The sequence below is a fragment of the Veillonella sp. 3310 genome, assembly GCF_003999875.1.
Classification (GTDB): Bacteria; Bacillota; Negativicutes; order Veillonellales; family Veillonellaceae; genus F0422.
The window spans coordinates 42,324-64,221 of the sequence record NZ_RQVJ01000002.1 but is presented as its reverse complement, the minus strand read 5'-3'; the positions used below and the strand labels follow the sequence as shown (position 1 = coordinate 64,221).

Genomic DNA, 21,898 nt, shown 5'->3' with positions numbered 1-21,898 from the left:
TATTCTTCTTATCCGTCTTGTCTTGTTTTCGCAAAGTTCACTAGTCCACCTGCTTTGGCAATATTTTGCACAAATTGTGGTAGCGCTGTTCCTTGGTAGCTTTCACCTGTAGTCACATTATGGACAACACCTGTAGCCATTTCCACAGCGATTTCGTGACCTTCTTGAATGCGCTCCACAGCGTCACCAATTTCGATCACTGGCAACCCGATGTTGATAGCATTGCGGAAGAAAATACGAGCAAAGCTATCTGCTACAATGCAAGAAATACCTTTTTCTTTAATCACTGCTGGCGCATGTTCACGAGAAGAACCACAGCCAAAGTTTTTACCAGCTACCATGATTTCACCGGCTTTCACATTCGGTGCAAAGGTAGTATCAATATCTTCCATAGCATGTTCTGCCAATTCCGCCATATCCGCAATCGCCAAATAACGCGCTGGAATAATTACGTCTGTATCTACATTGTCGCCGTAGCGCCAAATTGTTCCTTGAAAGTCTGCCATATTATACCTCCTCAGGGCTTGCTAAATACCCTGCTACTGCACTTGCTGCCGCCACATATGGGCTTGCCAAATATACTTCACTGTCTACGTGTCCCATACGGCCACGGAAGTTACGGTTTGTAGTAGAAACGGTACGTTCTCCTTCTGCCATAATGCCCATGTAACCACCTAAGCACGGACCACAAGTTGGTGTACTTACAGCGCAGCCTGCTTCGATGAAGATGTCCATCAAGCCTGCTTTCACAGCTTGGTTGTACACATCTTGAGATCCAGGGATGACGATGCAACGTACAAAGTCCGCCACCTTGCGACCTTTAAAAATTTCTGCGCACATTTGTAAGTCTTCAAAGCGACCATTCGTACAGGAACCGATGATAACTTGGTCGATTTGAATACGGTCTTCTTTCACAATATCTTTCATGTAATGCGTGTTGGAAGGAAGATGTGGGTACGCCACCACTGGAGTTAATTCATCCAATTGAATAGTTACCACTTGGCAGTATTCTGCATCCTCATCTGCTGCGATTGGTTCAATAGGACGTGTGATGCGACCTTGGATATACTCCTCTGTCACTGCATCGTACGGGAATACCCCGCATTTTCCGCCCGCTTCGATAGCCATATTACAGATCGTCAAGCGGTCTGCCATCGTCATGTATTGCACACCAGATCCATGGAACTCTAGGGCTTTGTAACGAGCGCCATCGACGCCAATTTTGCCAATCAAGTCCAATACAATATCTTTACCGGAAATCCATTTGGCAGGTTTTCCTTCTAACACAACTTTGATTGTTTCTGGCACTTTAAACCAAGTTTTGCCTTCTGCCATAGCGACCCCAGCATCTGTAGAGCCTACGCCTGTTGCGAAAGCATTCAATGCACCGTATGTACAAGTGTGGGAATCGGCACCAATGATCATTTCCCCTGGCCCAATCAAGCCTTGTTCTGGTAACAATACGTGCTCAATGCCCATACGACCTACTTCAAAATAGTGTGTAATCTTATGTTGTCGTACAAAATCACGCATCACTTTCGCTTGTGTAGCAGATTTAATATCTTTATTCGGTGTGAAATGATCCGGTACTAAGTAGATGCGATCTGCATCAAAGACAGGTTTACCGATTTTTTCAAACTCTTTCTTTGCTGGTGGAAATGTAATATCGTTCATCAAGATGAAGTCTAATTGACACTCGATCATTTGACCTGCTTTTACTTCTGCAAGCCCTGCATGGCGTGCCATATTCTTTTCTGTAATCGTCATACCCATGACATTAACCCTCCTGGTTTCCAAACTCTTGTTCTAATTCTTTTGCTAAATAAATTGCGTTTACTGCGTTAATATATGCATTTACACTGGATTTTACGATGTCTGTGCTAATACCGCGGCCTTGGAATCTGCGACCATTGTAGTTAACTTTCACCACAGCTTCTCCAAGGGCATCCTTACCTACCGTTACGGAACGGATTTGGAAGTTTTCCAATACAAATGGTGTGTTCACCAATCGTTCGATAGCTCTGAAAGAAGCATCTACTGGGCCATCACCAACAGCGGCATCCATACGTTCACCATTTGGTGTTAATACACGAATGCTAGCAAGCACGTATCCATTTTGATCGGAATGGTAATCGTGTTGTACCACATGGAATGCTTGTTCATGATGCATTGTATCCATCACTAAGGCATAAATATCTTCATCGTATACCTGTTTTTTCTTATCTGCTAAGGCTTTGAATTGAACGAATAACTCATTCACTCGTTCTTCTTCTAACTGAAAGCCTAGATTCACTAGATGATCTTCAAAGGCATGACGACCGGAATGTTTACCCAATACGATGGACGTTTTTTCTGCCCCTACGCTAGCTGGAGTCATGATTTCATACGTAGTCGGATTATTTAACATACCATGTTGATGAATACCGGACTCATGAGCGAAGGCATTGGCACCTACGATAGCCTTATTAGGTGATACAGCAACACCGCAAAGTTTGCTCACCAATTTGCTAGTACGTGTGAATAGTGGTGTGTCGATGTGTACATCAAATGGATAATGGTCATGACGTGTTTTAATAGCCATCACCACTTCTTCGATAGCCACATTACCAGCTCGTTCTCCCAAGCCATTCATTGTACATTCCACTTGACGAGCCCCCGCTTCGATAGCTGCCAATGTGTTCGCATTAGCAAGGCCTAAGTCATTATGACAGTGTACACTGATGATTGCCTTTTCTATACCTTTCGTATGTTCTTTGATGTAGCGAATACGATTACCGAACTCTTCTGGTGTCATGTAGCCTACTGTATCTGGTACATTCAAGATAGAAGCTCCACCTTCAATAGCCACTTCAAAGACACGACATAGATAATCTAAATCTGTACGAGACGCATCTTCTGCGGAGAACTCGATTTCATCGAATTTACCTTTTGCAAATTCAAGGATGTGTTTCACAATATCTAACACTTCTTCACGAGTCTTTTTCAATTTATATTCAAGATGAATATCGCTAGTAGCGATAAACACATGAAGACGACTGCGCTCTGCTCCTACTAGTGCTTCTGCTGCTTTTGTCACGTCATTTTCATTGGATCGAGCCAATGCTGCGATAGTACATCCGCGTACTTCTTTAGCAATGGTAGATACCGCTTCAAAGTCACCTTCCGACGCCGCTGGGAAACCAGCTTCGATGACATCTAGCCCAAGGCGCACAAGAGCTTGTGCAATTTCTACTTTTTCTGGTGTTTGAAGGGAAACTCCTGGAGTTTGCTCCCCATCACGTAGTGTAGTATCAAAAAAATAAATTCTGTTATCCATGGTTATTCCTCTTTCTGACTAATCTATATCTGTTCGTATGTCTATTCTAATGGATGATTCTAAAAAAACTGAATATGTGGCCTCCATATCTCACCTTTGCTAAAATCATTCCTATGGTGGTTTTAAGTACCTGCCCTCTGAGATTTCTTTCAGAGAATAGAAAAACGCCCCCAGAGATGTCTATGCATCCCTAGGGGCGTTATATAACGTATTGGTTGTATCGTATTTTTTACATTTTACATACTGTCTGTCCTAGTAGTACATTACAGATTCTAACACTGTTTAGTGCGGTTATTTGTCATAATCATCCGCCTATCCTACTGTTAGTAAGCCATGCTTACATCTATCAGAACATTCCAATAGAGTTTACTTGTACTGTATACCTTATACAGATTTCATCGTAAAATGTAAGAAACACTAATCAACCTATGATACAAAAAAGCCCCTCAATGTGCCATGCACATCAAGGGGCATTATCATTTCAATAACACGGTCCCACCCTAGTTGGTTCTCACAGTTATAACGGAACTACCGTCGATGACTACTTAGTTTCACCATCGCTGCTCACAGGGGAGTTTCAACATAACCGTTCTACTACTTCACACCGACCAGTAGCTCTCTGAAAGCAACTAACTATATCTTTATACCTGTTCATCGCATTTACTTTATCTAACTGAAGATTATTCTATAGCATTTTAAGTCGCTTGTCAATAGACTCATGTGTTTTTTATCTTTATATATACACAATACGAATAAATTCTGTTATAATGCAATTATAGAAGAGTCTTCAACGTGCGTTGGGCTCATCTCTTCCTATCCTATAGGAGGAGGTGGTACTATGAAAAAGTTTTTTAGAAAAATCAATGTATTGATTTTAATTTTAAAGCTAATAGTACAAATCATTAGTTTCTTTAACAATTAATGATAAAGCCTAACGAAAGAGGTTCGCACCCTCTATACGTTAGGCTTCATCAATTTACCCATTTGAGATGAGCCTAACGCCAGCACACGTTGACGGCTCTTCTTGTTTATGTCTCAAGTATAGCACTGTTTGGGATAAAAAACAATAGGGCGGCTGTATCAAACAATAGATAATACACATCATATCGCTCCAACAATTGATATACATCGTATTCTTTTTGTATTTTCTTCTACAGATGTTAGCCTACAATTCTTCGATTTTATACAAGGTATAGCCTTCATAGTAATAACTATGGTCAATGCCCTTCATATATACTGTTCTATCATCTATTTGATCCGTTAAGGCACTTTTTAAGAGATACTTGATTTCAGTATCTTTAATAGGGCTCCGTTCCATAGCTAGTAAATAATCCTCTTTATCCACTAAGCTCCAATCTACAACAAGATGTAGTTCATCTTTCAACATTAGGTCCAGCCAGATTCTAGCGCTTCTTCCATTGCCTTCTCTGAAAGGATGTGCCACGTTCATCTCCACATATTTTTCAACAATCTCATCAAATGTAGATTGTGGCATGTTCTCTATACTTTCAAGGGCTGCCTGTAAATACATAACAGGTGCAAACCGGAAATTTCCTTTTGCCATATTTACCGTTCTAACTTTTCCCGCAAAGTCATAGATATCTTCAAACAAATATCTATGTATCGCAGCTAATTGTACAAAAGAACCTACGGGATACATAGCTAACGCTGTACCATCAAATAAATCTAAAGCTTTCTTTTTACTAATCCGCTCTTCCTCTTTAGCAAGTTCTACCGAATTATTAATTCCCAATTTATTTTGCAACACCATGTCATCACCACCTTCTAGCACAAAATATACAGACGCCTCTAACATTCATCATTTTTATAAAAATCTTATAAAAAGGACTGCAACCAGAATCTATTGTATTCTGTTACAGTCCTTTCTTTATGACACACTCATTATGTCTTATTTTTTATTATCGATAGCTGCTTTCACAAATCCTTTGAACAATGGATGTGCATTGTTTGGACGGGATTTCAATTCTGGATGGAATTGTACGCCCACGAACCAAGGATGATCTGCTACTTCAACGCATTCTACTAGACGATTATCAGGAGATGTACCAGAGATAATCAAGCCTGCATCTGTCAATTGTTGACGGTATGCATTGTTGAATTCCCAACGATGACGATGGCGTTCATAGATTAAGTCTTCACCGTATGCTTCATGTACTTTTGTACCAGGTACTGTTTTACATGGATATACGCCAAGACGCATAGTACCGCCTTTTTCATCTACATCTACTTGGTCGTCCATTAAGTCGATCACAGGGAATTGACAGCTTTCATCAAATTCTGTGGAAGTAGCGCCATTCATGTCCAATACGGAACGAGCAAATTCCATCACAGATGTTTGCATACCTAGGCAAATGCCAAGGAACGGAACTTTATGCTCGCGAGCATATTGGATAGTAGAAATTTTACCTTCTACGCCACGGCAACCGAAACCACCTGGCACCAAAATGCCGTCCACATCTTTGTATACTTCCGCTAAATCAGTACCTTCTGCTTCTACCGCTTCAGAGTCAACCCATTTAATATTCACTTTAGTGTCTTCTACGATCCCTGCATGCCCCAATGCTTCTGCTACAGAAATGTATGCATCATGTAATGCTACGTATTTACCCACAAGAGCAATCGTAATCTCTTTCTTAGGGTTCAAGATTTTATGAACCATTTCTTTCCATTCTGTCATATCTGCAGGACGATCTTCTAGGTTCAATTTGCGCACTACAATGCTATCTAATCCTTCATCTTGCATCATCAATGGTACTTCATAAATGGTGCTACAAGTACGGTTTTCTACAATAGCATCTGGGTCTACGTCACAGAATAATGCCAATTTATCTTTCATGTCACGAGAAATTTCTTTTTCTGTACGGCATACGATAATATCTGGTTGAATACCGATGCCACGAAGTTCTTTCACACTATGTTGTGTTGGTTTTGTTTTCAACTCACCTGCTGCGCTGATATATGGCACCAATGTTACGTGAATGTATAACACATCATCACGGTTGACTTCTTTTTTCACTTGGCGGATGGCTTCTAGGAATGGTAAGCTTTCAATATCACCTACAGTACCGCCGATTTCTGTGATCACCACGTCTGCATTATCTTCTTTACCAACGCGGAATACAGCATTTTTAATTTCATTCGTAATATGAGGGATAACTTGCACAGTAGAGCCAAGATATTCACCTTTACGCTCTTTATTGATCACAGACCAATACACTTTACCAGCCGTGATATTGGACGTTTTACCTAAGTTAATGTCGATGAAACGTTCATAGTGACCTAAATCTAAGTCAGTTTCTGCACCGTCGTCAGTGACGAACACTTCACCATGTTGATAGGGACTCATTGTACCTGGGTCAATATTGATATATGGGTCAAATTTTTGAATTGTCACCTTATATCCACGGTTTTTCAACAAACGTCCCAAGGATGCTGCAGTAATGCCTTTACCTAATGATGATACGACTCCACCTGTTACGAAAATATACTTTGTTGACATGATGCCTCCCTAATAATTATATGCTTCTGATTACATTTTTTCAGGAGCGGAAATACCTAAGATACCAAGACCATGTTGTAATACATGCGCAGTTGCTGTAATCAAGCCTAATCGAGCTTGTTGCAATTCTGGGTCAACGCCCATGATACGGCCTTGTTTATAGAAGGAATGGAATAAACTTGCTAGATCGTACAAGTATTTAGCTATACGATGTGGGGCTTTATTATTAGCAGATAACTGAATTTCTTCTGGGTAGGCTGCTAATTTTTTAATCAATTCCACTTCTTGTTCACTTTGCAATGCTGTGAAAGATGTATTCGCCCAATCGCCATACGCAATACCCGCCTCTTTTACTTGTCCAAAAATACTGTGAATACGAGCATGCGCATATTGGATGTAGTACACCGGATTGTCATTGGATTTAGAAGATGCCAAGTTGATGTCGAAGTCCAATTGGCTATCTAAGGAACGCATCAAGAAGAAGTATCTTGCTGCATCTACTCCTACATCTTCGATTAACTCATCTAAAGTAATGGTTTCACCAGTACGTTTAGACATTTTTACAAGTTCTCCATCACGGTATAAGAATACCATTTGTAATAATAGAACTTCTAGTTTATCTGGATTGAATCCAAGCGCTTCCATAGCTGCTTTCACACGGGCAATATAACCATGATGGTCAGCACCCCAAATGTTAATTAATTGTTTGTAGCCACGTTCATATTTATCTTTGTGGTACGCAATATCTGCGGCTAAGTATGTTGGTTCTCCATTGTCACGGATAACCACGCGATCTTTGTCATCACCATATTGCATAGATGCCAACCAATAAGCTCCATCTTTTTCGTACATAGCACCAGATTCTAAAAGCTGATTCACCAATGTACGAATTTCACCGCTTTTATGCAAACTACGTTCACTGAACCAACGGTCAAAGCCAACACGGAAATTACGCAATGTTTTGCGTAATCCATTTAATTTTTCTGTTAAAGCAAATTCTTTAAAGAATGGAACACGCTCTTCTTCTGGAAGCACTGCGAAGAAATCACCTCTCCAGTTAATCAATTCTTGCGCTGTATCGATGACATCTTGACCACGATAGCCAGATTCAGGGAACTCATGTTTCATGTCTAACAATTCTAAATAGCGAGCATTCACAGAGGCCGCCAAGTTATCGATTTGTTTGCCTGCATCATTAATGTAATACTCAGCAAATACATTATAACCTGCTGCACGCATTAAATTTACCAAAGCACTTCCATAGGCAGCACCACGACCATGGCCTACATGTAACAAACCTGTTGGGTTGGCACTGACATACTCGATTTGCACTGTATCTTCTTCACGAAGTGGAGCATTACCGTATGTTTCACCTACAGTTAAGATATTTTTTAAAGTATCGTAAATCACATCTGATGCTAAAAAGAAATTGATAAATCCAGCACCTGCTACTTCAGCACGCGTTAACCAATCATAATTCATATGAGAAATGATCGTTTCTGCGATCGCTCTTGGATTCGATTTCGCTACCCGTGCAGATTGCATAGCAATATTCGTAGAAAAATCACCAAATTCTTTCTGCGGAGGCACTTCCAACTGTGCCTCTGGATAGGTACCTTCTGGTAGTTCTCCTTGTTCCAGAGCTATCTGCAAAGCATCCTTAATGGCTGCTTTCAAAACTTCTTTCATGTCCATAATGTACATCCTCCCGAATCTCTACATATAGTTGGTTGTAAAATTGCCATTCACCACCAACAGAGATATCATATCCTAAACAAATATGGCCCTTGCCATCTTTTAAATCTATGTCTAATTCATGGGTTAGCATAGCTAGTTCTACCGCCCCGTATGGGGTTTCTAAGCTTGCAATGTTCGTCTTCCCCAGTTGATACTCATGGCGCATAGAAAATTCACCAGTTCGCAAGAGTACTACCGAATCCTTATAGGCTTTAATTGTCGTTTTCGTATTCCCCAAACCAGTGACTTCACTTTCATCATAAATAATATGTTTCGCCAAAGCTGTTTCATAATACTTACCAGAGGATACTAATTCCACCACCGTATCTTCTCCATCCGCATCACGTTGCGTACTTTTTACGGACACAATGACTCGTTTCATTAGCATTCCTCCTCTCGTATTCACGCACTATCTGTATCATTTCATTATATCACAACTTGCCGCAATGAGGGCATCTTTTTGGGACCGTTCCATGCGCTTCACTTGCTGTTCCATGGATTGAGCATCTTGCTTTCTACTGAAAGCTGTACTCCACACCAAAGTGACCGGTCTACGACCTCGTGTATACTTGGCTCCCCCTTTAATTTCACCATTATGGGCTCGTATGCGTTTCTCTAAGTCCGTAGTCCAGCCAGTATAAAGAGATCCATCTGCACAACGCACCATATAGGTATAAAACTTTTCTTCCATCTTATTCACCAGCTGGAATTGGTGCTAAGTCAACAGATTGAATCACCACTGGTTCTTTCGGTGTATCTCGCTTATCTCGTGGTACACGACTGATGGCTTCTACCACATCCATGCCCTGTACAACTACTCCAAAGATGGTGTGTTTATTATCTAACCAAGGCGTTGGTGCCACAGTAATAAAGAACTGCGCATTCCCTGTATTTGGACCCGCATTGGCCATAGCCAAGATACCCATTTTATTAAAGTGTAAATCATTACTCACTTCATCAGGAATCGTATACCCAGGGCCGCCCTTTTTATTATCTCCACCTTGGATCATAAAACCATCGATAACACGGTGAAAGGTTAAATTATTGTAGTATCCTTGTTCAATTAAACTTTTAAAGTTTTTCACAGTGATAGGTGCCTTGCTACCATACAGACGCACTTTGATATCACCTTTATTCGTATGAATCGTAGCATATTCATCAGCAATTGGTGTGGCATCAAAGCTAGGCATCTTTGCTTCCACTTTCACGTCTTTACCTACTTCAGATTTTGCTTGCTGAGCTGCATCAGTACCACAAGCAGCTGTCACTACTAATGTTGCTCCTAATAGTGCACTCAGTAAGATACGTTGTATATTCATTAATTATCTCCATTTCTAAAATAAAAACCACCGTTAGATGAAACCTCTAACGGCGGTCTTTACTTATTGTATCATACTTGACGCAGATGTGCAAAAAGAATCTACCCTATCTCGCTAAGACTTGACGAATATAATAGCCACGTGCTCGCAAGGAACCATTCAAATAAACAATCTCATTCGATTTCACACGAATCAAGTATAATGCATCATCACGGTCTAATAATTTTTCCATACCAATTTCTGTTAGTACCTTAGCATACTCTTCATCATCAGGACCTAGCACAGTGGCTACGCCTTCAATCTGAACACTCTTCGCTGTACCTGGACCCTCATAAGAATCAAACACTGTAAGAGATACATTTTTATCTTCTTCTAAATGAAAGAATTTCTCACCACCTTCAGAGAAGATATCAATGTATCCACCATGCACAGTATATGATAATGGTGTGCAACGTACACCCGTTTCACTATGCGTCGCCAAAGCACACGTATGATGGGCCTTCAAAAAATCAACAATCTCAACATGCAATTCACGTGGGTCCATCTTTCTTGCAGTTTTATCCTTCTCTGTCCAAAAAGAAGCTGCTACTTTATAATCCATCAATTCTCCTTTCAACCCCTGCACGAACTTACCTCATTCTATTATAGCACTAACAGCCGTGTCCATTTCAAGTGCTCAAGGAATAATTTTGAAAGTTATTATTAAAAAGATGCAAATCTACAACAAAAGAACTAACACAACTCCAAAGAAAATCAAGTAACACGCAAATTCACAGATGATACCGTCACAATCTGTCCCCTCAAGGAACGCAATTAGACGTAGCAGCCTTTGTGGCCCCCTTACTAACTAAAATCACACAAACCCAAGAAGAGCACGGTGTGCCCCCAAATACACTAAGGAAATGTCACGTTCACTTGTATCATAATTACACTCATCCTAAAAGAGCACGGCATGTTCCTGAAGAAACATTATGAAATACCGTTTCTGAAGGAATGTGCCGTGCTCTTTATTTGCTTTATACAGTATTGTTTGAACGTGACAATCATCAACAGAGAAGCATCGTGCTTTTCCCTTATGCTAGTTACGAGCGCCACAGGCTACATAGCCAAGCAAGAGACGATTGTAATATACCTATAAACTATGTTATACTAAAAGCAAGAAAAGAAGAGCCGTCAACGTGCAGCTAGCGTTAGGCTCATCTCTAGAGTTTAAAAATTAGAAACGGCCTAACGTGTCAAGGTGTAGTAGACCTTATACGTTAGGCTTTTTCATTGTCTACTTAAGTAGATCAATGAGCTGAATTGCTAAACTAGCAATAGAAATAATCAATGAGATTTTTTCATATTTAGTCATAGCAACCACCTCCTCCCATACTAGGAAGAGATGAGCCCAACAACACGTTGTCGGCTCTTACACTTTTATTATACTACAAAACTTCTCATATCGTTAATATTTCTCAAAAAAATACACCTTCTTCTCCAAAGAACCGCAGTTAGGCGTAGTAGCCTTGTGGCGCCCTTACTAACTAAATAACACAAACACAAGAAGAGCACGGTGTGCCCCCGAACAAACATTATGAAATACCGTTTGAGAGAGGGTATACCGTGCTCTTCCCTTCGGCACTATTCAGTTAAAACCGCCACAGGCTACATAGCGAAACAAGAGACGCCCCACAGGCTACATAGTGACAAAAGAGTCACTATTAGCATCACAAAAAACGCCACATAATCAATGCCTTGTAAACTTACTTTTCGCATAAACGTATGTTGCTGACTCCCAAAGCCTCGAAGTTCCAAAGATAACGCCATTGTCTCAGATCGACTTAATGATTTCAGCATCAATGGTTGAATTACAGTCATGTAAGATTTTATCTTTGTCAGCCAATTGCCTTCTAAAGACATGCCACGGCAAGCCTGTGCTTCTTGTACCGCTTTACTTTCACGTAAAAAGTCTGGTACAAATCGTAAAGCCGCTGTAAACATAAATGCATAGGCATAGGGGATGCGACATTGTTGCACAAGAGCCACTGTTAAATCTTGTGTTTTTGTTGTCACGATGAGCATCATAAAAATAGTAGTCATCGTCAACATGCGCAAAGCCGTCACAATAGCAGAATCCACAGACCAGCTACCCAAATACTGTACGATACCTAAGAATGCAGAAAATCCAATTAAAGCCAATAAAGGTTTCCATTGACGGAACAAGATACCACCAATCAACATTAATAGCAATTCTACCCCAAATAAAGCTAACAATAGCTCTGGAGTTTTCATAGCAATGGCTAAGATGGACACGAAAATAGTAGCCCAAATTTTTGTTAATGGTACAAACTTCATCAGTCTCCTCCTAACCTTTCACATACTCTGCATATCGCAGTTCAAACTCTTTCATAGACTTACAATACCCTAAGGCTGGTACCGTTTCACTGAGTACCACACTCGGTGGTTTTGTCAAACCAAGTTCCAACAGATCCTCACGGTTTGTAAATAATTCTTCTGGGGATCCATCAAAAGCTTTCGTGCCGTATCCCATAATGATCACTCGTGTAGAATATTCTGCCATAATTTCCATGTCATGAGTAATTAATAATATGGTCAAACCTTGAGCTTGTAATTCTTGCAATAATACCAAAAGTTCCTTTGTTTCCGTTCCATCTTGACCGCTCGTTGGCTCATCAAGAATTAACAATTTCGATTGCATCGCCAAGGCAGAGGCGATAGCTACCCGTTGCTTTTCTCCACGGCGCAGTCCTAATGGATAGGATTCTGCTAAATGAGAAATGCCTACTCGTTCCAACGCATCTTTCACGATACTACAAACGGTTTCTTTATCATATCCCAACTGTTCAGGCCCAAATGCCACCTCTTCTGCCACGGTTTGGCGGAACATTTGACGATCTGGTTGTTGAAATACATAGCCAATAAAACGCCCTCTTTCAGAGGTAGGCATATGTGTAATATCTTGGCCATCGTAGGAAATCTTGCCCTCAGATGGCGTTTCTAAACCCACTAATAAACGGGTCACTGTCGTTTTCCCACAACCATTACGACCACCTAATGTAATGAACTCACCACTGCCAATGGTGAAAGTCACATCTTTCATAATGTCTTGTCCTGGCACATAGGAAAAGCACAAATTTTCAACTTGTAACATATTAGCGTTCTCCTTTCAATAGACTAGACTGGGCAGATTCCAAGGACAACCATGGTGTATCTAAGGCGATCCCTTTCGCTGCTAATGATTTATACGTCACAAACAAGGATGGTAATGCATCTACATAGGTATTTGTATCATACATGTAAGACAACACATCTTCTACGGAACTATCGATTTTTAGCTCCCCGCCATCGACTAATACCATACGATTTGCGTACGGCAATACAGCATGTAAATCGTGGTCGATAACAACTACAGTAATACCATGGTCACGATTCAAGGAACCTACCAAACGATACAATTCTTCTGTTCCTTCTGGATCCAAGGAACTAGTTGGTTCATCTAAGACTAAGATAGATGGGTTTACAGCTAGTACAGAGGCAATCGCTAAACGCTGGCGTTGACCACCAGACAAGCTATATACATTGCGGTCTTCTAAGCCCGTCAATCCCACTTGATCCAATACAATGGCAGTACGCTCTTCGATAGCTTCCGCCGTATAGCCTCGATTTTCTAGGGCAAAGGCTACTTCTTCTGCTACCGTCATTGTTACTAATTGTGTATCATAATCAGCTAAGACAATACCGATATCATCGGCTACATCTGGTATTTCTAATTGTGTCACCGCTTTACCATTGATGAATACCATACCTTCCATAGTACCACCATAAAACTTAGGCACCGCCCCTGCCATGGCCATACAGATGGTAGATTTACCACAACCTGCTGGTCCTGTGATGACAAGAAAGTCTCCTTCGTTCACAACTAAGTTGATGTCTTTCACGGCATACTTCGTTTGATTTCCATAACGATAACTCATATGATCGATGACGATAGGAGCTTTCACGGATGGTACAATGTGTAAATCACTGTGATCACTGCTGTCCGTCAATTGTTGTCCTTTCACAGTTTGGCGAGCCAACAATTTTTGCGCCGGAATGTACAAGAATGGTGCCACTACGGCATTACAGAGGGCCACCATCAACACCAATGGCCACATGGCATTCCAATACACATTGCTAGGCAAACCTAACACGAGATACAAGCAAGTAATGAAAGCGCCACCAGACGCCACAGTACTGATGAAAGCGCTCAATATAGGCATCAAATTTAACTTACCAATTTTTAGATTAGAAATGTAATGCACTAATACGGCACATGTGAAAGCCCCTAAAGGCTCACTGATCAAGTTGCCATATGGCAATGCCGATTTCGATGTAAATACATTGATCAAGGCGGCTACCAAGCCGATGCCCAAACTTTGTCTAAGGGTCGGACGCGTTAAGTTGATAGCTACACAATAGGTCGCTATGGTCCAGTTCGGCGTCACTCCCGCCACACTTGGGGATACTGCATGCAGAATCGTTCCCAAAGCTAGCATGATGGTACTTACCGTTATCCAACGAAACTGACCACCCTGCACATGGGTATAACTCAGTTTCGACACATCTTTGATTTCTTTCATTCGTTCCTCCCTATCTTCTTCTATATTAATAGTATCGTATATTCTAAAATACAATTATACTATTTTTTTACGATTCATGCTATCACTAACCCCAATATTTACATTCACTCCCTGTAAGGATTCTTACGATGCACCCTATCACTAATGCAATTTTTATGTAGATGCGCTTGGTTGATATACACCTACTTTTCCATACATCAAGCAAACATGACGCCACGCATATACTAATCAGTTACACTGATTGTATTTCTATTATCCTTCTACTATATCTAAGAACGTCCTACAGTATTTTAAATCTCTATGTGCTACTCACGCTACAACAACCCATACAACACAAAAAACCGCAACACTTTCTCCACTAAGAAACTGTTGCGGTCTTTGCCACTTTATAGGCAATAGCCATTTATCCACGGCTAGCTGCCAATAATTGTTGTGTATACGGGTGCATTGCTAATCCCAAATCTTTTGATGCCAAGGTTTCAACGATAGTTCCCTCTTTCATGACAATAATGCGATCTGTGAGAGCCTGCAACACTCCTAGGTCATGGCTGACGAACACATAGGTAAATGGTTGCTCTTCATAAACGCTTTGAATCAGTTCGATAACCCGCGCTTGATTGCACACATCGAGGGCGCTCGTCGGTTCGTCAAACAAGACCAGCTCAGCACCGACTGCCATCATTCGAGCTAAGGCCAATCGCTGTAACTGACCTCCGCTCAATTCATGGCGGTATTTCTGCCACACCGATAGATCCAATCCCACTTTTGAAAGCCACCATTCACAGCGCTCTTTTGCCTCTTGTTTTGTGCCTATACCAAAGTTCACGCAAGGCTCTAACATAAATTCACCTAATGCCATCCGAGGGCTAATACTGTGAAAGGAACTTTGAAACATTATCTGCAAAGAACGATAGAGCTCTGTTTCATGTCCTTTCCACTCTGCCACCGACCGACCAAAGAGAGTTAACTCCCCCTTAGTAGGTGCTTCTTGCAAGGACAATAGTCGTAGTAACGTACTTTTACCACAGCCACTACCTCCTGCAATACCGATTCGCTCCTGTACACCAACGCTAAGGCTCACATCGTGTAAAGCTGTGACCGTTTCCGATTTACCCGTGTACACTTTGCTGATTCCCTTTGCTTCCAGTATCATACTTTCACCTCCTGCAAGGACTGTAAAAGTAGTTTCGTATATTCATGTTGCGGATTCGATAAAACCTCTTCGGTCTTACCGACTTCCACTAACACACCTTCATGCATAATACCCACACGATCCGCTAATGTCCGAGCTATCTGAATATTGTGAGTAATAAATAGCAACGTATTCTGCAAACGCTGTTGTACCTCTTGTAGGACTTTCACAATGTCCTGTTGCACCAATACATCAAGAGCGCTAGTCGGTTCATCTGCAATAAGTAGTTGTGGATGTATGAGTAAACTCATAACGATGGCCACACGCTGTTGCATGCCCCCACTCAGTTGAAATGGATAGGAATCAAGTAATACTTTTCCTCGTGGTAAGGAAACAGCCTCTAGCAGGTTCAAAATATCGCCTTCATCGTAGGTCTTTCCATGGGAGGCTAAGATTACTTTCATCTGCTCTCCAATGCGTTTGAATGGGTTTAAATAATTACCTGGATTTTGGTAAATCATGGCTATATCTACACCACGTACACCTTGCCATTCCTTAGGGCCATAAGTGAGCAAATTATCTCCCCCATAGTGGATGGCTCCCGTTAGGTCTGCCTGTTCTAACAAACCTAAGAGAGCTTTCGCTACAGTAGATTTTCCGGACCCACTTTCACCAATGATGGCAAAGATTTCATTCTGTTTTAACGTGAAAGATACCTCTTTCACGACCTTTACTCCATCATAAGAGACGGATAAATTATCTACGCTTACTAAATCTGTATTAGTCAATAGTACTATCCTTTGTCATTACATAAGAATCAAATTGGGGCTACTATTTCGCCCTTTACACATGCCTACCATCTTGTAAGGCATCACTAATGTAATTTAATAACACAACAGTGATAAAAATTGCTAACCCTGGATAGATCAACAGCCAAGGCGCTGTTTGCAAGAAATCTCGAGCATTCAGCAAGATAGCACCCCATTCTGGTGTAGGAGGTTGTACGCCAATGCCGATCAAGGAAAAGCTTGCCACCGTAATAATCGTGTCCCCCATATGTTGAATGATGACCAACAATAGAGTTCCTCGAAGATTGGGAATCATGTAGCGACGGATAATGCACCACAAAGACGCTCCAGACATACGTGCTACAACCACATATTGTGCTTGTTTTTCCAAATTCACCAAGTTCCGCGTAATCTTTGCGTATTCTGCCCAACGAGTTAGGCACAGTGAAATGATAATATTTTCCACAGACGGCCCCAATATACCGATGCAGGCAATGGCCACGATCATGCTAGGGAACCCTAGTATCATATCGATGCAACGTGATCCCAATTCATCAATATACCAAGGACTCATACTTAACAGGCCACCGATACAAATGCCAATGATACTGCTAATGGCAATGATGGATATAGCTATGAACAATGAATCTTGTCCGCCCCATAATATCCGTGAAAGTACATCACGACCCAATTGGTCCGTACCTAATAAATGCGTCGCACTTATATCTTGTAATCTAGCCCCTAAATTTGTCTCATTAGGGTCAAAGGGAGCTAAGTGAGAACCAAATAGAAAGAGTCCCATCCAAAGTATAGTCAGTAAAATGGCCCCTAAGAGTAGCTTATCTTGTTTCCATAAACGAATCATGGGCGCCCTCCATATCTTCTTTCAGGATGAAGTAAGTACATCCATATATCCACTGATGTATTGACCACCACATAGACTAGAGAAATCCATACGATATAACTTTGAATCACAATATAATCACGACTAATAATACCATGCACCATGAGTTGGCCCATCCCTTTGACAGAAAATACCGTTTCAATCACTGCAGAACCGCCCAACATAGCGCCGGTCGTAATCCCTAACATGGATAACAGCACAAGGCGCACTTGAGGAATAATGTAATCGCGATAGATATATCGTGTCCGTATACCCATCGTTTTTGCCCCTATCACCGGCAATGATGCTTGAGCTTGCACCACAGCATTGCGAACACGACGAATGTATAAGCCACAAAACCAAATCGCCAAGGTAATACTCGGCAACACGTAAGCACTTAACCCCTTCGTATTTGTCACAGAAAAAATAGGAATCTTCACGGCTAGCGCATATAATAACAACAAACCTACCCAAAATGCTGGTACTGCTAAAGCTAGAAAGGATACTATACGCACCACATAATCGATCCAAGTATCTTTATAATGCGCTGCCAGTCCTCCTAACCCTATCGATAGGATACTGCCTAAACCAATGGAAACCGCCACCAAGGATAAGGTCCTTGGTAAAGCACTTTGCAACAAATCTACAACGGGCACATTCAGGAAGATAGACTGTCCAAAATCTCCGTGTAACATCTGCCACAACCAACGACCATATTGTATATACCAAGGGTCATTAAGACCTAACTCTTGCCGAATTTGTTCCACTATAGTAGGATCTGGTGTCATACCTTGCAGATAAAATCGTGCCGATACGGGGTCTACAGAAGACATTTGCATTAAGAGAAACGTTCCCAATGTAACTGCTAATAATACACCCACCATAGATGCCAATTTATATAATAATACTCGTACCATATCAATCCACCTTTTCTTTATATTTTCTCCCTTAAAGTATATAAGATAGGGCCTCTCTTTGTAAATACAGCAATTTAATTTTATCCCTGACTATGATTACATATATAATTGTAAAAGCAGTTAATAAATTATATACTTCCAACATATATTCACTTTTATGAGAATCATTGTCTTTTAAGGAAAGATACGGTATACTATAGTTATTCTTTTAGTTTTTTATAAGGAGGATATATGAAAAAATGGGTTGCACTAGCAATGACACTGTTTGTTGCTATCGGATTAATTGCTGGCTGTGGTTCTGATGAATCAAGTAAAACTGGCAAGCATTTAAATCTTGGTTTATATTGGTTTGGTGAAACATTGAATCCTACACATGAATGGGATGCGTGGACATTAACACGAATCGGTGCCGGCGAAACGTTGGCGACAGTAAGTTCAGATATGAAATTTGAACCTCAGTTAGCCGATTCCTGGGAAGTGGTGGATCCATTGACTTGGAAATTCCATATTCGCGAAAATGTAAAATTCCATAATGGTTCCATGATGACACCTACGGCGGTAAAAGCATCTATTGAACGTACAATCGCCGAAAGCAAGCGTTCCAAAGAAGCTGTAAAGATAGACTCTATTACAGTGGATGGTCAAAATCTAATTATTAAAACAACAGAACCAAATGTTGATTTACTAGCTAGTTTAACTGAGCCTGCTTTTGTCATCGTAGATGTACAAGGTACAACAGATATGGATAATACGCCAATTTTGACTGGTCCTTACAAAATTGTAAAACATACAAAAAAAGAAGAAATTCAGTTGGCGCAGTTCAAAGAATACTGGGGTGGAACACCTGCTTTAGATTCTTTAACAGTTAAAGATCTAGAAGATAATAATAAACGTGCTATGGCTCTACAGTCTAAAGATGTAGATATGATCCAAAAGGTAGATAGTGCTAATCGAAGTTTATTTGAAAAGGGTGATTATAACATCATTGAGTCCGCAGGGGTTCGCACATATATGCTACAGTTGAATGTCCGTGAAGGCAATGTATTATCAAATCCGACCGTACGAGCAGCTATCGCAAATATGATCGATTATGATGCATTAGCAAAAGTAATCGGTAATGGTGCCGTTACTGGAGGTGCCCCATTCCCTCCAACAGCCAACCTAGGCTTTGACGAACTAAAAAATAAACAACATAAAGATTTAGCTAAAGCAGATGAATTACTAAAACAAGCTGGTTACACAAAACAAGGTGATACCTACATGAAAGATGGCAAACCATTACACTTAGTGCTAGCTCTTTTTGGTAAAGATAGTAGCGTTTACGAAAAACTTCAAGATGATTTAAAACGAGCTGGTGTTGAAGTCGAATTAAAACGTGTACAAGGTCCTGATGAATTATTAACTTTAGCTCCTAATGGTTTTGATATGGGAGAAACAAACTGGGTAACAATGTCCACAAATGATCCATATTGGTTCCTTAGCCTAGCTTTCAAAAGTGGTGCTAAATCCAATCGTGGCGACTATTCGAATCCGAAGGTTGATGAGTTAATTGATAAAATGACAACCACATTTAACGAAGAAGAACGCACAGCGATTGTCAAGGATATTCAAAATGTGTTGCTAGAAGATAATGCTGGTTATTTCTTGTACTATCCAAGCGCCAATGTTGTAACAACAAAACGAGTTAAAAATGTGAAAGTATTCCCTATTGACTATTATGTGATTACAAAAGACACTACTGTAGAATAAGGGTATGCTCTATTCAGTCTCTTTCCTATAAGAACTGTATAAAGATGTAACTATAATAAAATAAAAAGAAACATCAGTGAGATGCATGATATAACTGTTTTCAGATATAGCAAAGTAGCCTCACTTATGTTTCTTTTTTTATAGTTTTACTTTTCTCATCGGCTAGGACATCATAAATACTATTTGCTTTCCTATTTAGTCAACAGTAACATCCTTCGTCATTAAATAATAATCAATTGGGAATGCTTGTGCATTGTGAACGCGTTTTGTTGTTACAACATTGGCGCTTGGGTAGTACAGGAAGTAAGCCGCATTATCTTGAATTAATATGTTTTGAATTTCTTTTGTAATGTTACGACGTTCTTCTGCATCAAAGGTATTTGTCATTTTATCCAACAATGCATCTACACGAGGATTAGAGTACTCACCACGGTTTGCTTTCGTACCTGTTGCAAATAAAGCAGATAAGAAACGGAATGGGTCATTACTTGTTAAGGTAGACCAGTTATTTTCACCCATAGTTAAATTATCTGTAGCACCGCCTAAGACATCATCAGCGCTTTGTACACGTTTTAACTCTACTTGTACGCCAGCAGCTTTTAAGTCAGATTGGATCTTTTCATAGGATACAGTGTCTTTACCCCATACACCCATTGTTAATTGCAATGGTTGACCATCTTTTGTATATACGTCGCCTTCTTTTGTGTAACCAGCTTGTTTTAACAATTCATCTGCTTTTGCTAAATCTTGATGTTGTTTATTTGGCAAGCTATCAAAGCCTAAGTTCGCTGTTGGAGGGAATGTAGCACCACCAGGAATCGCACCATTACCCAATGCTTTTGCTAATCCTTCATAATCAATCATATAAGAGATTGCAGCACGAACCATAGTGTTTGCTAATGGAGAACCTTCTTTCATATTGATTTGTAGCATATGCGTACGAACACCAGCTACTTCTAATAAGTTGTAGTCTTTATTTTCGAATAAACTACGGTTAGCACCGTCTACTTTTTGGATAATATCTACCTCTTTAGATTGTAATGCCATAGCACGTTTGCTGTTGTCTTCGATGTTTTTAACTGTCAACGTATCTAAACCAGGTGTGCCACCCCAATACTCTTTATGTTGTTCTAGTTGAATTTCTTCTTGTTTCGTATGTTTCACAATTTTATAAGGACCTGTTAAGATTGGTGCATTTTCCATATCTTTTGTGTCCGCTACATCCACAATCACGAAAGCAGGTTCTGTTAAGTCTGCCAATAAATGTGCATTTGGCTCTGTTGTTTTAAAGATCAAGTTTTGACCATCTACAGTGATACTTTCAATTTTAATGGCATCATTAGAACGTTTGCTGTTAGCAATAGTTCTTTCAATAGATGCTTTCACCATATCTGGAGTCATCACAACACCATTATGGAATTTTACATTTTCACGGATATGGAATTTCCAAGTCAATGGATCCACATTTTCCCAAGAATCTGCCAATTGTGGTTGAAATGTCATATCTTTATCTACTGTCGCCAATGTTTCACCAGCACCAATACGAGTCAATGTCCATGCATCCCATTCATGAGTTGGGTCCAATGTTTCCCCAAACCAAAATAAACCCAAGCCTGCATGCTTACCACTTTTACTAGTGTCTGAACCACATCCAGCTAATAATCCTAGGGTAACAACCAACGTCATTGCTAGCACTAACCAACGTTTCATAGTTCCTCCTTTTACACATGCTTACCATCTTGTAAGGCATCACTAACGTAATAATACAACGGTGATAAAATCCACCTTTCCTATATACTCTATCTCCTAGTATATAGGGTGAGACCTCAATTTGTAAATATACCAACTATGAATTTAATGCATAACTATTCCTTTTTCACAAATGATAGAGTGTTCATTTATATACATTTACAGA

Annotated in this window: 19 protein-coding genes and 1 other annotated feature; of the genes, 1 reads left to right on the top strand and 18 read right to left on the bottom strand. The window is 40.4% G+C overall.

Translation table 11 applies throughout. The features are described 5' to 3' along the window. Window positions 1-8 precede the first annotated feature (8 nt). The 17 genes from EO127_RS03870 to EO127_RS03790 form a co-directional block, all read right to left on the bottom strand. Window positions 9-506, bottom strand: a complete 498-nt coding sequence (locus EO127_RS03870; protein WP_127448103.1) for a 3-isopropylmalate dehydratase small subunit — start codon at window positions 504-506, stop codon at window positions 9-11. Between the two features lies 1 nt (window position 507). Further along, window positions 508-1,773: a 3-isopropylmalate dehydratase large subunit gene (gene leuC / locus EO127_RS03865; RefSeq protein ID WP_127061840.1), complete on the bottom strand. Its 1,266-nt coding sequence runs from the start codon at window positions 1,771-1,773 to the stop codon at window positions 508-510. 4 nt (window positions 1,774-1,777) lie between these two features. Next, entirely contained in the window at window positions 1,778-3,316 is a 1,539-nt protein-coding gene (locus EO127_RS03860; protein WP_127448102.1) for a 2-isopropylmalate synthase, read from the bottom strand. 463 nt (window positions 3,317-3,779) lie between these two features. After that, window positions 3,780-3,980, bottom strand: a binding site (T-box leader). A gap of 501 nt (window positions 3,981-4,481) precedes the next feature. Further along, complete coding sequence (fic, locus tag EO127_RS03855; RefSeq protein ID WP_127448259.1) at window positions 4,482-5,087, bottom strand: protein adenylyltransferase Fic; 606 nt, start codon at window positions 5,085-5,087, stop codon at window positions 4,482-4,484. Window positions 5,088-5,225: 138 nt separating this feature from the next. Then, window positions 5,226-6,836: a CTP synthase gene (locus tag EO127_RS03850; protein WP_127448101.1), complete on the bottom strand. Its 1,611-nt coding sequence runs from the start codon at window positions 6,834-6,836 to the stop codon at window positions 5,226-5,228. A 30-nt stretch (window positions 6,837-6,866) separates the two neighbouring features. Continuing rightward, window positions 6,867-8,531: an arginine--tRNA ligase gene (gene argS / locus EO127_RS03845; RefSeq protein WP_127448100.1), complete on the bottom strand. Its 1,665-nt coding sequence runs from the start codon at window positions 8,529-8,531 to the stop codon at window positions 6,867-6,869. Further along, a complete protein-coding gene (locus EO127_RS03840; RefSeq protein WP_038144345.1) occupies window positions 8,497-8,955 on the bottom strand; it encodes a DUF1934 domain-containing protein in 459 nt (152 codons plus the stop codon). Before EO127_RS03840 ends, argS begins: the two co-directional genes overlap by 35 nt. 36 nt (window positions 8,956-8,991) lie before the next feature. Further along, on the bottom strand, window positions 8,992-9,264 hold the full coding sequence (locus EO127_RS03835) for a GIY-YIG nuclease family protein (RefSeq protein ID WP_126940941.1): 273 nt from the start codon (window positions 9,262-9,264) through the stop codon (window positions 8,992-8,994). Between the two features lies 1 nt (window position 9,265). Further along, on the bottom strand, window positions 9,266-9,892 hold the full coding sequence (locus tag EO127_RS03830) for a peptidylprolyl isomerase (protein WP_127448099.1): 627 nt from the start codon (window positions 9,890-9,892) through the stop codon (window positions 9,266-9,268). A gap of 106 nt (window positions 9,893-9,998) precedes the next feature. Then, complete coding sequence (locus EO127_RS03825) at window positions 9,999-10,493, bottom strand: pyridoxamine 5'-phosphate oxidase family protein (RefSeq protein ID WP_127448098.1); 495 nt, start codon at window positions 10,491-10,493, stop codon at window positions 9,999-10,001. A 1,046-nt stretch (window positions 10,494-11,539) separates the two neighbouring features. After that, entirely contained in the window at window positions 11,540-12,229 is a 690-nt protein-coding gene (locus EO127_RS03820; protein WP_371412853.1) for an energy-coupling factor transporter transmembrane component T, read from the bottom strand. A 10-nt stretch (window positions 12,230-12,239) separates the two neighbouring features. Then, window positions 12,240-13,046, bottom strand: coding sequence for an energy-coupling factor ABC transporter ATP-binding protein (locus EO127_RS03815; RefSeq protein WP_127448096.1), 807 nt, complete (start codon window positions 13,044-13,046; stop codon window positions 12,240-12,242). 1 nt (window position 13,047) lies between these two features. Next, window positions 13,048-14,514 (bottom strand): energy-coupling factor ABC transporter ATP-binding protein, encoded by a 1,467-nt coding sequence (locus EO127_RS03810; protein WP_127448095.1) that lies wholly within the window; start codon window positions 14,512-14,514, stop codon window positions 13,048-13,050. A gap of 403 nt (window positions 14,515-14,917) precedes the next feature. Next, on the bottom strand, window positions 14,918-15,667 hold the full coding sequence (locus EO127_RS03805) for an ATP-binding cassette domain-containing protein (RefSeq protein WP_127448094.1): 750 nt from the start codon (window positions 15,665-15,667) through the stop codon (window positions 14,918-14,920). Next, window positions 15,664-16,434 carry an ABC transporter ATP-binding protein gene (locus tag EO127_RS03800; RefSeq protein ID WP_127448093.1) on the bottom strand — a complete coding sequence of 257 codons (771 nt, stop codon included), beginning with the start codon at window positions 16,432-16,434 and terminating at the stop codon, window positions 15,664-15,666. Before EO127_RS03800 ends, EO127_RS03805 begins: the two co-directional genes overlap by 4 nt. Before the next feature lie 55 nt (window positions 16,435-16,489). Continuing rightward, window positions 16,490-17,299, bottom strand: a complete 810-nt coding sequence (locus EO127_RS03795) for an ABC transporter permease (protein WP_127448092.1) — start codon at window positions 17,297-17,299, stop codon at window positions 16,490-16,492. Further along, the gene (locus tag EO127_RS03790; RefSeq protein ID WP_127010275.1) at window positions 17,296-18,234 is read right to left on the bottom strand and encodes an ABC transporter permease; all 939 of its coding nucleotides are present in this window, start codon (window positions 18,232-18,234) and stop codon (window positions 17,296-17,298) included. Before EO127_RS03790 ends, EO127_RS03795 begins: the two co-directional genes overlap by 4 nt. 231 nt (window positions 18,235-18,465) lie before the next feature. Here EO127_RS03790 and EO127_RS03785 point away from each other — a divergent pair, with 231 nt between their 5' ends. Then, window positions 18,466-19,983 (top strand): ABC transporter substrate-binding protein, encoded by a 1,518-nt coding sequence (locus tag EO127_RS03785; RefSeq protein ID WP_127010277.1) that lies wholly within the window; start codon window positions 18,466-18,468, stop codon window positions 19,981-19,983. 195 nt (window positions 19,984-20,178) lie between these two features. Here the strand turns inward: EO127_RS03785 and EO127_RS03780 are convergent, their stop codons facing one another. Beyond that, complete coding sequence (locus tag EO127_RS03780) at window positions 20,179-21,693, bottom strand: ABC transporter substrate-binding protein (RefSeq protein WP_127448091.1); 1,515 nt, start codon at window positions 21,691-21,693, stop codon at window positions 20,179-20,181. Between the last annotated feature and the right edge of the window lie 205 nt (window positions 21,694-21,898).